Origin of the sequence: Streptomyces sp. ID05-26A, from assembly GCF_033794685.1 — a bacterium.
In the GTDB taxonomy this organism is placed as follows: domain Bacteria; phylum Actinomycetota; class Actinomycetes; order Mycobacteriales; family Pseudonocardiaceae; genus Lentzea.
This window is the reverse complement of the sequence record NZ_JARAYZ010000003.1, coordinates 788,913-801,651: the sequence shown is the minus strand read 5'-3', so window position 1 is coordinate 801,651 and position 12,739 is coordinate 788,913. Positions and strand designations below refer to the sequence as shown.

15 protein-coding genes are annotated in these 12,739 nt (G+C 67.7%); 3 read left to right on the top strand and 12 right to left on the bottom strand.

Features of this window, described 5'->3' with window-relative positions; genetic code table 11:
• Nucleotides 1-293: 293 nt before the first annotated feature.
• The 12 genes from PV646_RS30905 to PV646_RS30850 all read right to left on the bottom strand — a co-directional run bounded on the left by PV646_RS30905 (nt 294) and on the right by PV646_RS30850 (nt 9,284).
• Complete coding sequence (locus PV646_RS30905) at nt 294-1,001, bottom strand: GvpL/GvpF family gas vesicle protein (protein ID WP_500345803.1); 708 nt, start codon at nt 999-1,001, stop codon at nt 294-296.
• Complete coding sequence (gene gvpJ, locus PV646_RS30900) at nt 998-1,348, bottom strand: gas vesicle protein GvpJ (RefSeq protein ID WP_500345802.1); 351 nt, start codon at nt 1,346-1,348, stop codon at nt 998-1,000. The genes PV646_RS30905 and gvpJ (PV646_RS30900) overlap by 4 nt, the downstream gene beginning before the upstream one ends.
• Entirely contained in the window at nt 1,345-1,614 is a 270-nt protein-coding gene (locus PV646_RS30895; protein ID WP_500345801.1) for a gas vesicle protein K, read from the bottom strand. The genes gvpJ (PV646_RS30900) and PV646_RS30895 overlap by 4 nt, the downstream gene beginning before the upstream one ends.
• A complete protein-coding gene (gene gvpJ, locus PV646_RS30890) occupies nt 1,611-1,769 on the bottom strand; it encodes a gas vesicle protein GvpJ (protein WP_500345800.1) in 159 nt (52 codons plus the stop codon). The genes PV646_RS30895 and gvpJ (PV646_RS30890) overlap by 4 nt, the downstream gene beginning before the upstream one ends.
• A complete protein-coding gene (locus PV646_RS30885; protein ID WP_500345799.1) occupies nt 1,762-2,445 on the bottom strand; it encodes a GvpL/GvpF family gas vesicle protein in 684 nt (227 codons plus the stop codon). The genes gvpJ (PV646_RS30890) and PV646_RS30885 overlap by 8 nt, the downstream gene beginning before the upstream one ends.
• Nucleotides 2,442-2,747, bottom strand: a complete 306-nt coding sequence (locus tag PV646_RS30880) for a gas vesicle protein (RefSeq protein ID WP_500345798.1) — start codon at nt 2,745-2,747, stop codon at nt 2,442-2,444. The genes PV646_RS30885 and PV646_RS30880 overlap by 4 nt, the downstream gene beginning before the upstream one ends.
• A gap of 17 nt (nt 2,748-2,764) precedes the next feature.
• A complete protein-coding gene (locus PV646_RS30875; RefSeq protein ID WP_500345797.1) occupies nt 2,765-3,067 on the bottom strand; it encodes a gas vesicle protein GvpO in 303 nt (100 codons plus the stop codon).
• Nucleotides 3,068-3,208: 141 nt separating this feature from the next.
• The gene (locus PV646_RS30870) at nt 3,209-4,075 is read right to left on the bottom strand and encodes a DUF6807 domain-containing protein (RefSeq protein WP_500345881.1); all 867 of its coding nucleotides are present in this window, start codon (nt 4,073-4,075) and stop codon (nt 3,209-3,211) included.
• Nucleotides 4,076-4,077: 2 nt separating this feature from the next.
• Nucleotides 4,078-5,160: a Gfo/Idh/MocA family protein gene (locus PV646_RS30865; RefSeq protein ID WP_500345796.1), complete on the bottom strand. Its 1,083-nt coding sequence runs from the start codon at nt 5,158-5,160 to the stop codon at nt 4,078-4,080.
• Complete coding sequence (locus PV646_RS30860) at nt 5,157-5,306, bottom strand: hypothetical protein (RefSeq protein WP_500345795.1); 150 nt, start codon at nt 5,304-5,306, stop codon at nt 5,157-5,159. The genes PV646_RS30865 and PV646_RS30860 overlap by 4 nt, the downstream gene beginning before the upstream one ends.
• Before the next feature lie 3 nt (nt 5,307-5,309).
• The gene (locus tag PV646_RS30855; protein WP_500345794.1) at nt 5,310-7,202 is read right to left on the bottom strand and encodes a phosphatase PAP2 family protein; all 1,893 of its coding nucleotides are present in this window, start codon (nt 7,200-7,202) and stop codon (nt 5,310-5,312) included.
• A 114-nt stretch (nt 7,203-7,316) separates the two neighbouring features.
• On the bottom strand, nt 7,317-9,284 hold the full coding sequence (locus PV646_RS30850) for a hypothetical protein (protein WP_500345793.1): 1,968 nt from the start codon (nt 9,282-9,284) through the stop codon (nt 7,317-7,319).
• A gap of 338 nt (nt 9,285-9,622) precedes the next feature.
• Between PV646_RS30850 and PV646_RS30845 the strand changes: the two genes are divergently transcribed.
• From PV646_RS30845 to PV646_RS30835, 3 genes are read left to right on the top strand one after another with little or no spacing between them, the layout of a single operon-like run.
• Nucleotides 9,623-10,576 carry a carbohydrate ABC transporter permease gene (locus tag PV646_RS30845; RefSeq protein WP_500345792.1) on the top strand — a complete coding sequence of 318 codons (954 nt, stop codon included), beginning with the start codon at nt 9,623-9,625 and terminating at the stop codon, nt 10,574-10,576.
• The gene (locus tag PV646_RS30840) at nt 10,566-11,396 is read left to right on the top strand and encodes a carbohydrate ABC transporter permease (RefSeq protein WP_500345791.1); all 831 of its coding nucleotides are present in this window, start codon (nt 10,566-10,568) and stop codon (nt 11,394-11,396) included. The genes PV646_RS30845 and PV646_RS30840 overlap by 11 nt, the downstream gene beginning before the upstream one ends.
• Before the next feature lie 43 nt (nt 11,397-11,439).
• Entirely contained in the window at nt 11,440-12,738 is a 1,299-nt protein-coding gene (locus PV646_RS30835) for an ABC transporter substrate-binding protein (RefSeq protein WP_500345790.1), read from the top strand.
• The last annotated feature ends 1 nt before the right edge of the window (nt 12,739 follow it).

Genomic DNA, 12,739 nt, shown 5'->3' with positions numbered 1-12,739 from the left:
GCAGGCACCATCCACAAAGGACGCGGCGGCTCGCCTGCCGACTCGGCGAGTACGCCTCTTAGCACTGTGTCAGCCGAAAAATGTTTCGGCAACGTCTCCGCACTGGTTCCACAATGGATGCGTCTGCCGGGCAGGCGGGCCCGGAGGTCATGGGAAACGTTCCGCCTCCGGCGAAAAAGCGAGTCGGTTGTTACACCATCACTTGAATGGATCAGAGCTGTGGCGGGGGCGCTGCCGCAACGCACCGATGTCACGTTCGACGAACGAAGGGAGACCGTGGCGTGGGCGCGGTCTCACCAACCCCAGCGCGAGGTGGGCCTGCTGTCCTGACGCGCCAAGGGTGTCGCCGGGCCGAGGAAGTGGAACGCGGGCAACGGGCCGACGCAGGTCGCCGTGACGCTCTCGACAGCGGAGACGGCGGCACGCACGTCTTCGACCTGCTCCAGCGGCACCAGAAACGCACGACGTTCTTCGGTGTGCCCGGAAGCATCGATGAGCGCGACCTCGCGGGCCAGCGCCGTCACCGGTGCGAGCAAGGCATCGGCCTGGACACGGCGCCACGCCACGATCTTCCTGGCGATCTGCTCACCCTGTGCGACGATCGCGGCCATGTCGGTGTTGCGGCTGGTGAGAGCAACCTCGTCGTACACCTCGCGCAACGCGACCTCTTCGTCGAACACCAGGTGCACGTGCATCTCCGCAAGTCCGTCCAGCCGGTCCAGATGTCCCTGCAGGACCGGCACGGTCAGTGCGAGAGCGGCGGCACGGGCGGAGGGCTCGTCCGGCGCCGCGGTCCCGATCCGCAACGGGAGCACGGGACCGGTGGGCACCAGGGCGCACAAGCCGGCCAGTGAAGTGGTCGCTTCCTGCTCGGTCGGCGCGCGGCCGCTCTCCACCTCGCTGACGACGACGGCGAGACCTTCGACCTCTACCAGCCGGAACGGTGAGTCCTCCGGCAGGCGGTGCGTCGCCCGTACGACGGCGTGCAGGCGCAGGCTCACTGCTTGGGCTTGGCGGCGGCCGGAGCCGCAACCGGTTCCGGGGTGACCACGGTCTGGGTGACGACGGCCGGAACAGCGGAGGCCAACAGCCCGTAGGTCCCGGCGATGCCCTGCGACATGGGGGCGGGCGCGACCCCGCCCCGGCGGGCCGCGTCGAGCCGTTGCATCGCTTCCAGGTAGCGGATGTAGGTGTCCACGCTCGCGATCACGACCTTGATCTCGATCGCCAGGATCTCGATGCCGATCAGCGAGACCCGTATCGACGCGTCGATCACGAGTCCTTTGTCCAGCAGGATGTTCAACACGTCGGCCAGGCCGCCTGAGTTGGCGACGGCGGGAGCGGTCATGGTGATGTCCTCTCTTCGTCGAGCAGGCTCGCGATGTCCACCGGCAAGCGCACGCCCCGGGTGTCCGGCTCGCCGAGTGCCTCGCGCAGTGAGGCGAACTGGCGTTGCAACGAGATCAGCGCCTGGCCGAGGTTCTCGATCTCCTCGTCGGTCAACGTCCCCGCGTCCACCCGGCGCAGCGCCTGACGCTCGAGCAGTTCGCACACGATCTCCAGCACCGCCACGACGATCCGGCCGAGTCCCCGGCCCGCATCGGAGGCGCTCACCGGGCGCTGCCGAGCCCGATCAGCAGCAGTCGCAGGTCGAGCCGGATGAGCTCGACACCCGCCAGCGTGATGACGACGTCACCGCGCACGACCGCTCCCCGGTGCACCACCCGGTCGAGCAGGTCGACGAGGCTCGCGGTCCCGGGCTCAGGCATCGGACAGCTCCGTCCTGGTGAACGAGTAGGGCGGCCACGGCCCGGTGATCTCGAACGACAGCCCCAGTTCCCCGGTCAGCCGGCGGACTTCCGCGTGAAAGTCCTCCTCCGCGGCGACATCGACCAGGTAGGCCCCTTCGAGGTGCAGCTCGCCGGACTGGTCGCGGCACGTGCTTTCGGCCGTGATCCGGGCCAACGTCTCGTGCACCGTCGTGGCGTCGCGGCGTGCATCCCGCACGGCGTTGAGTCGCTGGCGCCGCAGTGCCAGGTAGGTCGTTCCCGAGACCCGGTCCAGATCCACCTGCTCGTGCGCCGCGGTGCGCACTCGCAGGCCCCACTCACGCCGCCCGGCCACGCGGCCCAGCCAGGCCGACGCCTCCTCGTGCCGGGCATCGAGCAGCCGCACGGCGGCATCGGGGCCGTCCAGGACGGTGCCGAATCGCAGCGGTAGCACTGGTTCCCGCTCGAACACCGCACGCACGACGGCGTCGTGCTCACGAACGAGCACAGCCAGTGCACCGTCCTCGGCGGGCTCGTCGAACTCGAGCCCGGCGAACCGGCCGAGATCAACGTCAGCCACGACGAGCGCGAGGCCTCTGTACCTGATCAGCCTGGGTCCGCGGAGTTCTGCCAGATGGTCCCTGGTGATCGCGTAGGCGTACAGGCCCAGCTTCACCGCCGCCTCTCCTCGAGCAGCCGTTCCAAGTCCGCCACCCGGTCCCGCAGACCGGCGTTCTGCTCGGCCAGTTCGGTGATCTCCGCCGGACCTGTCACCGCTTTCGGCGTGAAGAACGGATCGTTCGTCCACCAATCCATCCCCATTTCCCTGGCGGTCTGGGCGGACGCGATGAACAACCGCACCCGCAGCGTGAGGAGCTCGATGTCCACCACGCAAACAGCAATGTCCCCGACTATCACCACGCCCTTGTCCAGGACGCGTTCCAATGTGTCCGCGAGCGAACTGGATCTGTTTTCCACCTGTCGCAACCATCCCGTCACATGTCGGTCGTCCCACGGGTGTAGCGCCTGAGACGCTCGAAGCCGCACAACTCCCCGGTCGCGTCGAGGTCGACTCGATAGGTCGCCATGACGCTGGTGGTCGCCGGGACACGTTCGAGTTCCAGCACGTCGACGAGCAGCGACCAGCCGCCGTCCGGCAACGCTCGCGCCCCGGAAACGGTTTCCGGCGCACGGCCGATCAGAGCACCGAACTGCTCCGCCACGACTCGAATGGCAACTGCTGCCGACAACTTCGCGGGATTTCCGGAGGACGGAGGATCATTCGAGTCGACACTCACCAGATCATCTTAGTTACGCGAAACCCCTGCCTGACAGAAAGCCCACCCGGAAAGAATTGACACGTTAACCCGCGCTGTCGAATTCGCCGAATTCGTCGAACATCGATCCAGTGCGGTTCTCAGCCGTACGGGGGAACGAGGTCACCACCGGTGTTCCTCCACATAGGACTCCAGCCGTTCTCGCTCCCAGTCGCCGGTGGCGACGACCAGCCGGTAGCGCAGGCTCAGCGTCTCACCGGGCGGCAGCTCGACCGTGTCGTGGAACGCGAACGAGGGGTTGACCGCGGCGAACGGCGTGCTGCGCACGAACCAACGGGTGCTCTTGTTGCCCGGATGATCGAGGAACAGCAACGTCGACGAGCGGGCCACCTCGTCGTGGTGCCCGACGAACGCGAGCCAGCGCGCGGCCTGGCCCATCATCTCCTGCCCCGCTCCCCCACCGTCCGCTATCACCTCACCGCCGGTGAACGACCGCGGGCCACGCCAGAAGAACCCGGTGTAGCCCGCGAGTTCGCGGCCGTTGGTCACCGGGCTGCCGAACACCAACGGCTCCGAGCGCACGTTCGTCAGGGAGGTGGTGAACTCGAGCGTCCACGAGTCCTCGAGCACGTCGCGCACGGCGAACTCGCGCGTCTCGTCAACCCAGTGCTGCCCGGCCTCCGTGAACCACGACAGCAGTTCGGCGAAACGCACGTCGTCCTCGGCGAAGACGAACTCCTCGTGCCTCATCGTGCCGACGTTCGGCAGCGCCACGTACCCCTGGTCGCGAACGTAGGTGTTGCCACCCCAGAAGTTCTCCCCCGACACGTCGGTCGCGGTCATCTGCACGCCCTTGTGCCAACGGTGATCGTGCGGCCGGAACGCCGTCACGACATCACCTGCGAGAGTGCGCACCGGGTGCAGGTACGGCTTCGGGCCCTCGAACGCGGGCATCGACGGCCGGTACACGTACTCGAAGAGCTCGACGTCACCCGCGGCCACGACGAGCACCTCGCCGTCCTGCCGCATGCTCACCGGGCGCTCGCCCACGGGGCGCCGCTTCCTTCCATGCTCGCGTAGAACGGGCTGTCCGGCCCGATCTGGCCGGCCCGCACGACGGTGCCGGTGAACGCGGAGGCGTACAGCGACGCGATGAACTCCATGGTGTTCCTCGTGTCCGCCAGGGTCACGGGAGGCGCCACACCGCTGTCCAGCGCGTCGAGGAACGCGGCGAGCTGGCACCGGTGGTCGCTGACGATCTCCGACCGACCCGTCTGCCACCGGGTGACGACCTCGTCGTGGCCCGGAACGGGCGTGACCGTCCAGTGCGCGTCGGTGTAGCCGTAGAGGTGCTGGAGCTCGACCGTGGCGTGCTCGAAGTCGAGCCTCAGTTCCGACGTCTCCCTGGGCGACAACAGGGAGTTCACGACCGAGGCGACCGTGCCGTCCGCGAACGTCACCAGTGCCATCGAGACGTCCTCGGTCTGCACGTTCCGCGCACGTCTCGCCGCCACTGCCCGGATCTCCTGCCAGGGACCGAGAATCGACAGCAGCAGGTCGAACTGGTGGATGCCGTGACCCATCGTCGGGCCTCCACCCTCGCTGTTCCAGGTGCCACGCCAGGGCACCTCGAAGTAGGCGTCGCCGCGATACCAGAGCGTGTCGCACTTGGCCACCAGCGACCGGCCGAGCACACCGTCCGCGATCATGCGCCGCAAGCGGACCGCGGCGGGCCCGAACCGGTGCTGGAACACCGTCGCGACCCGCCCGGCCGAGTCGCGTTCCGCCGCTATCAGCAGGTCCATCTCGCTCAGCGACAACGCCGGGGGCTTCTCCATGAGCACGTGCACGTCCGCCATGAGGCACTCGAGCGCTTGCGGCACGTGCAGGCGCGGCGGGGTGCACACGTGCACCACGTCCAGCCGTTCCTCGTCGAGCACCGCCGCGAGGCTGTCGTAGGCACGCCGCACGCCCCAGGTGGCGGCGAACGCCTGAGCCCGCTCGATGTCCACGTCCACGACCGCGACGAGCTCGACGCGATCTCCCGCCGACCGCAACGCCTCGGCGTGGGAGGTGGCGATCGCCCCGGTGCCGACGATGGCCGCGCGCCTCACCGCGCCACGTCCACTTCGGACGGAACCCTCTGATGAACGAGGCCGAAAGCGCCGGCGACGCGCGGCAGGCCGATGACAGGCACGGTGTCCAGACGCTCCTTGACTTCCTCGTGGACCTTCTCGAACTGACCTCGCGGTCGATCCACGCCCTATACGGATGAAGCGACGACGCGCACGGAAAGGCCGGTCGGGCTGTACACGGCCTCCACCCGGCCTTTCCCTCCCGACGTGGTGATCCGGGCGAACCGGCCCAGCAACGCCGGCGCGGCGAGCACCGGCACGACGGCGCCGGCGCGGACGTTCTCCAGCGAGACCTCCAGCGTGCTGCCGACAGCGAGGGAGATCGGGCGCCGCGAGGTCAGCACGGCGCGGCCGCCCGGTCGCAGGGTCACCGACAGGGTGGCCCCCGCGCCCTGCCGGTATCCCTTCACCCGGACCTCGTTCGTGACGCGCAGTTCTCCCGCGCGAAGGTCCACGTCTCCCTGGCCCAGCGCCGAGATCGACGCCGCCACGAGCGTGCCGCCCTCGACGCGGGTCCCACCGACGTAGGTGTTGGCACCGGCGAGCGTGAGCGCGCCGCTCCCCCTCTTGATCAGCGCGCCCCGGCCACCGATCGTGTTGTGCCAGACGTCGGCGGCGTGAAAGCCGCCGCGGTTTTCGTCCATGTCGACGCGCACGTCCGAGTCGAACGCGCCGTAACCGTCCGCGGCCGCGAAGAGGTTCAGCCTCCCCCACTGCTCCGGACCGTCGAGCAGTGCGTGCCCGGACGGGAGCGCGGTGGTGCGCAGGACTTCACGTCGCTGACAAGCGGTGAGGTAGGGAAGCCGGGTTTCCAGCAGCACCTCGGCGCCCTTCGGCACGATCATCGGGTCGTGGCGCCGTTTTCCGGACAGCCCGTAGGTCAGCCGGGGAGTCACCAGTGCCGAGTTGGCCTCGCGGTCGGCGTACGGATCGGTGTCGGTGCCCGCTGAGCGCGCGTAGGCGGCCAGGTCGCCGGACACGCGCTGCCGGAAGTACTCGCTCGCCTGCGTTCTGGCCGCGGCCTTCAGCGCGGCGTGCTGCGGATCGGCGAGGGTCGCCGCGGCGAGAGCGGTGGCCAGGATCCGGCCGCCGACGACGTCCGTGGGAGAGTGCATGCCGGCCACGATCCGGGTGTCCGCCAGGTCGAACGCCCTGGTCACGAGTTCCTGGAAGCGTTCGGGGATCGCGTAGGCGAGCGCCAGGCAGGCCAGGTGCAGAGCGTTCGTGTGCCCACTCGGGTAGCCGCCGTCGTCCACGGGACTGAGGTTGCGCTGACGCGCCAGCTGCGGGGCGACTTCGACGTCGGACCGGTAGACGGGGTAACCGAACTCGTCGATGGCACCCGTCGCGCTGACGGTGCTCTCCGGGCTCAGCCGCCACGGCCGGGGGTACTGGTAGGCGTACTTCGACGGGTTGCCGGAGGCGAACGGCCCGCGCAGCGTGTTGACCAGGAGCACGACCTGCCCCAGAGCGGAGTCGGGCGAGCCGGCGCCGAGCGCTGATCCGGGCGGCGCGTCCGCCGGCAGCTTGTCGTCCACAGTGGATGGTGGAGTGCCGTCGGGCGCGGAGGTGATGCCGGTGACGGCCTTGGCTCCGACTTTGTACAGCTCGGCCAGTGGCCCCAGACCACCGATGGCGCCGTAGCTCTGGTGCTGGCGGTCCACGATGAACGCTCGCTTGGCCTCGTCGAGGGTCCGGGTACCCGTGATCCGCGCGGAATACCGGATGTTGGCTTTGAGCACGTCGCGGTTGAGCACGACTCCGTTGTCCCAGACACTTCCGGTGCGCCACAGCTCGGACATCCCGGACAGCACGCGCACCGCGGCGTTGGTCTCGGGCGTGAGGTTGGCGAGCACGTTGGTCCGATAGGAGTCCACGAACGGCACCGCGCCCGTCGGCAACGTGGCGGCTTCTGCCGCGAACGCCCGGTCCAGAGCGGTGGGGCCGAGGAGCAGCCCGGCGGACAACATCGCGGTTCGCCGCAGCAGGGTTCTGCGGTCGAACCCACTGGCGCTGGTCATGTTAACGCTCCCAACAGTCCTTCGCGGACACGTGTGGCGGCACGGGGATTTTGATGCACAATACGCAACGGAACGCGTCAGGGCTCGAATCGAGGTGATGTGAACGTTAACAGGTTAGGCAGGGGCGAGCCGCAACACCGGCTCGCCGGACACGTCGCCGGAAGGATGACCGACGAGCGCCGTGAAGAACGGTGTGCGCACTCGAAGACCGTCCGCGACCTCCTCCGCGGACGCCTCCAACGCCACGGGCTCGGCTCCGTAACACAGGGCGAAGACCACCCGTCCGCGCGGCGCGTCGGTGATCGGGTCCGCCAGCACCTGGTTGGTCGCGATGACACGGCGCCAGCCGGCGTCCGGGTCGCCGTAGCCCCGCGGATCGTCGCCGAGCCAGAACGACAACTGCTCCTGGGTCATCCTCGCGGTCCTCGTGCTGTTGAAGTACGCCGGGCCGTCCGGCGGGTTCTCCACCCGCAGCTCTCCGGCCGAGCTCAACGCGAGCCCGCCTGCGAGCAACGCCCCACCGGCGACGAAGGTCCTCCACGCCTCAGCCAGATCGAACGGGTCTCCGCCCGGCTCGCTGACGGTCCGGATCCTGCGTTGCCGGTCCTCTTCTCCAGTCGCGTAGGGAAGTCCAGCGAGAAAGCTCAGCTCGGCGCCGGTCGGCAGTGCGGAGCGGTCGAGCACGGCGATCAGATGCAGCCTCTCGCCGTCGGTGACGTACAACTGCTGCACGGGGAGCATGACCTGGTCCCAGGTCACCACCGCCTTGGTCACCAGCTTCGCGCCCAGTCCCCCTTCTGCCAGGTCGCGGACGCGGACGGGACCGAGTGGCCGGGTGAGCAGGGTCCTCCTGCCGTCGGTCTGGCGCACCAGTGGTCCGATGCCGTGCTGGTGGTCCACCACGGACTCGATCACCGCGGTGTCACCCGCATCGATCAGGTACGGGGTCAGGGCGCCGGTCAAGGACACCGACACCTTCCCGTGCCGCAGCGAGTAGCGGGTGTGGACGGGCGATTTGGCCTGCCGCCGGTACCACGTGTGGTCGTCGAGGAAGAACCACACGGTGGCGAAGGCGAAATGTCCGCTCGGCACACCGGGCGTGGCCGCGCAGAAGTGAGCCACCCGACGATCACCGAGATAGCGGCCGAGCTCGGCCTGGACGCGGCCGCTGAAGAACCGCAGCCCGAGCATGCCCTCACACCCGCAGTGCTGTTCGCTGTAACGAGGTCCGCCGTAGTCGAAGCCCCTGGCCGACAGCCGCGACTCCAGGTGCCGGGCGATCTCGTCGCCGTCGTCCAGGAAGCACTGCTCGCCGCTCACCTGGTACGCCCTGGCCAGGAACGTCAGCGAGATCGGCAGGTAGTTCTGGTCGTGCCCGGCGCCGTGCTCCACCGGCAACCGCAGACCGCGGTCGACAACGCGCTTCGACCTGATCTCGCTGTGGTAGAGGAACATCGCTTCGTCCACGACGGACTTCTCGGACAGCAGACGCCCCAGCGTGAGACCGGCCACGACGGCACCGATCGCCTGGTTCGCCGTCTGCTGGGGATTGAACATGCTGATGTCGGTCAACCATCGCCAGTAGCCCGCCGCCACGTCCGCGAGCGACGCCCACTGGGCCTCGGTGATCACCTCGCGGCCGAACTCGAGCACGTTGACCGCGTGCAACAACGCCCACACGGTGCTCGGCCAGTCCCCGAAGGGATGGTCACCCGCCTCGATCACGTAGCGGGCGTAGGGCACGCCGCTGTCACGGACGAGCAGGAACGGTTCGCCCGGATTGTCGGAACGGAAGACCCGTTCGTGCAGCACGAAGTCGAGACCCCTTCGGGCGGCGTCCCGCAGCTCACGATCGCGACGATCACCACGATGCCAGGCCAGGCACAGCAGAGAAACCACACCCAGTGCCATGTCACCGATGTCGTCGAACGCGGCCGGATCCTCGAGATTGCCGTCCGGCCGTTGCCGGCCGACAGCGGCGGACACCGCGTCGAGGAGCACCTTCCTCAACTGCTCCTCGCTGTCGGGCAGATCGTGCACGCTGGCGTGCTGGCTCGGCAGGTACACCGCGGCGGCGGTCATGGGTACTCCTTGCGGGGCGCTCGCCCAAGATCATCGATGCGGGTGGGCGTGCGTGGCCGGAGCGTTGTCCTCCCCTTCATTTCCGTGGACGTCGCGGCTGGGACCCGCCTTGTTGGTTCAAAAATAAACTTGTTCACCCGGTCGGCGTCAAGACACAACTTGCGCGGACCTCCTTGGACAACAAGGTTTCCCATTGATCTTCTTGACAGACGAACACTCGGTTCCTACAGTCCGGAAAGCGCTTTCCAGATCCCTGGGACGGACCACCGGAACCGCGCCGTGCGTGGCATCGATCCAGAAGACCCCGAGGTCCGACGATGACGTCCCAGGAGTGACACATGCCGGAGAACAGCGGCGTTGCCGTTCTCGACCCGCCGGCTGCCGATCAGGCACCACCGCCGTTGCGACACAAACGCAAGCGGCACAAGCACAACGTCGCGGGTTACGCGTTCCTGGCGCCGTGGCTGACAGGCCTGTTCGCGTTCACGCTGATCCCGATGGCGTACTCGCTGTACCTGTCGTTCACGAAGTTCAACCTGCTCACGGCTCCACAGTGGACCGGTCTCGAGAACTACGTCCGGTTGTTCTCCGACGAGCGCTTCGTCCAGTCGGTCAAGGTGACCCTGCTGTACGTGGTGACCTCTGTACCGCTCAAGCTCGCCGCGGCGTTGCTCGTCGCCCTCGCACTCAACCGCGGCCTGAAAGCGCTCGGCTTCTACCGGGCGACGTTCTACCTCCCGTCACTGCTGGGCGCGAGCGTCGCGGTCTCGGTCATGTGGCGGCAGATCTTCTCGCGTGAAGGGCTGCTCAACCAGCTCCTCGGGATCTTCGGCATCCAGGGCGCCGACTGGATCGGTGATCCGCGCTACGCGATCTGGACGTTGGTGGCGCTGTCCGCCTGGCAGTTCGGCACGCCGATGCTGATCTTCCTGGCCGGGCTCAAGCAGCTGCCCCAGGACCTCTACGAAGCCGCGGCGATCGACGGCGCCGGCCGCGCCACGACGTTCTTCCGGATCACGCTGCCGCTGCTGTCCCCCATGGTGTTCTTCAACCTGGTGCTGGAGACGATCAACGCCTTCCAGACGTTCACACCCGCCTACGTGGTCTCCGGCGGACAGGGCGGTCCGATCGACTCGACCCTGCTCTACACGCTCTACCTGTACCTCAAGGGATTCGGCAGCATGCAGATGGGTTACGCCTCCGCGATGGCGTGGGTGCTCTTCGCCGTGATCGGACTCTTCACCGCGGTGTACTTCTGGTCGGCCCGCAAGTGGGTGAACTATGCGGACTAGGAAGAACCATTGGCGCGCGCACGCCCTGCTGCTGCTCGTGCTGGTAGCGATGATCTATCCGATGGTGTGGCTGGTCGGCGCGTCGTTCAAGCCGGAGAACCAGATCTTCACCACGATGAACCCGCTGCCGCTGGCCGTCACCTTCGCCAACTACGTGAGCGGCTGGACGGCGACCGGCACGTCGTTCACCACCTACCTGAGCAACTCGCTGACGGTCTCGATCTGCACCGTGATCGCCAACGTGGCGTCCTGCTCGGTGGCGGCGTACGCGTTCGCCCGCCTCGACTTCGCCTTCCGGAAGTTCTGGTTCGCCCTGATGCTGGGAACGATGATGCTGCCCTTCCAGGCGACCCTCATCCCCCAGTACGCGATCTTCTACCAACTGAACTGGATCAACACGTTCCTCCCGCTGGTGGTGCCGTACCTGCTCGCCTACGACGCCTTCTTCATCTTCCTGATGGTCCAGTTCATCAGGGGCATCCCGCGGGAGCTGGACGAGGCGGCCGCGCTGGACGGCGCGGGTCACGTGCGGGTGTTCTTCAGCATCATCCTCCCGCTGCTGAAGCCGGCCTTGATCACCACCACGATCCTGACGTTCATCTGGACGTTCAACGACTTCCTGCGTCAACTGGTGTACCTGTCGGATCACTCCCGCTACACCGCGCCCTTGGGGCTCAACGCGTTCGTCGACCGCGCGAGCGGATCGAGCTACGGCGGGATGCTCGCCATGTCCGTGGTCACCCTCGTGCCCACCGTCGCGGTCTTCCTCGCCTCGCAGCGCCGCCTCGTCGACGGCGTCGCGAACACCGGCATCAAGTAGGACCTTTTCACCGCCAAGAAGGGGAACACCCATGCCCACTCCCATGTCCAGAAGAGGTTTCCTCGGCCTCGCGGCCGGTGGTCTCGCCGCGTCCTCACTGTCCGGTTGCGGTTTCGCGCCGCCCAGCAGCAGCGGTCCGTCGAACAACTCGCTGACGTTCCGGTGGTGGGGCGGTGAAGCGCGCAACAAGGCCTACCAGGCCGCGCTGAAGATCTTCACCGAGAAGACCGGTATCAAGGTCGACGCCCAGTACTCCGGCTACGACGGGTACTTCAACAAGCTCAACACCGAGTTCGCGGGCGGCAACCCGCCGGACCTCTTCCAGATGGACACGGCGCTGGTCAGCACGTACGCGGCCAAGGACGTGCTGACCGACCTGTCCTCGTTCATCCCCGGCACGATCCACCTGGACACGCTGTATCCCGCGGTGCTCTCCGCCGGTGCGGTGAGCGGCAAGACCTACGGTGTGCCGTCCGGTTCCGGTTTCGCCCCGATCCTCTACGACAAGACCGTCTTCGAGCAGACCAAGATCCCGGCACCGGCCGACGACTGGACGTGGGACGACTTCGGGCGCATCGCCGGTGAACTGTCGAAGGCCATGGGACAGGGCAAGTACGGCGCGCTGGACGCGTCCAAGGACGACTCCGGAGCCTTCCAGCCGTGGCTGCGGCAGCGCGGGAAGGACCTCTACAACGCCGAGGGCAAGCTCGCGTTCACCAAGGACGACCTGACCGAGTGGTTCACCTTCTGGGAGGGCCTGCGCAAGTCCGGCGCCATCTGCCCGCCCGAGATGCTGTCCAGCACCGACTCCGCGACGGGCAACCACCCGTTGATCTCGGGTCAGATCGCGATGACCACGGGCTGGGGACTCGCGCAGATGCAGCCGCTGACCCAGCACACCCTCGACGTCGTGGTGGTTCCCCGCGGCGGCAACGGCAAGACCGGGCAGGCTCTCAGCGGCGGCGTCCTTCTCAGCATTCCGGTCAAGAGCAAGAACGCGGAGGGCGCGGCCAAACTGATCGACTTCTTCGTGAGCGACGTCGACGCGATCAAAGCGATGGCCATGACCCGTGGCATCCCACCGTCGGACAAAGCACTGGAAACCCTGACGCCGACGCTGACCGCGTCCGACAAGCGAGACGTCACCTACGCGCAGTACGTGGCCGGCGAGGTCGCGAAGGACGCGCTGCCCGCCGCGCCGACCGCACCCCCTGGGTACAGCGACGCGAAGTCCGCCCTGGACGCGTCGGCCAAGCAGGTCGCGTTCGGCAAGATGTCCATCCCCGACGCGGTCGCGCTGTACTTCCGCGACGCCGAAGCCGCTCTGAACGGGGCCAAGTAAC

Bases quoted from the DNA above. Each gene is read 5' to 3' on its own strand.
- gvpJ (WP_500345800.1), bottom strand. From the start codon at position 1,769: ATGCCTGAGCCCGGGACCGCGAGCCTCGTCGACCTGCTCGACCGGGTG.
- PV646_RS30855 (WP_500345794.1), bottom strand. From the start codon at position 7,202: ATGACCAGCGCCAGTGGGTTCGACCGCAGAACCCTGCTGCGGCGAACC.
- PV646_RS30840 (WP_500345791.1), top strand. From the start codon at position 10,566: ATGCGGACTAGGAAGAACCATTGGCGCGCGCACGCCCTGCTGCTGCTC.
- PV646_RS30845 (WP_500345792.1), top strand. From the start codon at position 9,623: ATGCCGGAGAACAGCGGCGTTGCCGTTCTCGACCCGCCGGCTGCCGAT.
- PV646_RS30850 (WP_500345793.1), bottom strand. From the start codon at position 9,284: ATGACCGCCGCCGCGGTGTACCTGCCGAGCCAGCACGCCAGCGTGCAC.
- PV646_RS30835 (WP_500345790.1), top strand. From the start codon at position 11,440: ATGTCCAGAAGAGGTTTCCTCGGCCTCGCGGCCGGTGGTCTCGCCGCG.
- PV646_RS30870 (WP_500345881.1), bottom strand. From the start codon at position 4,075: ATGCGGCAGGACGGCGAGGTGCTCGTCGTGGCCGCGGGTGACGTCGAG.
- gvpJ (WP_500345802.1), bottom strand. From the start codon at position 1,348: ATGACCGCTCCCGCCGTCGCCAACTCAGGCGGCCTGGCCGACGTGTTG.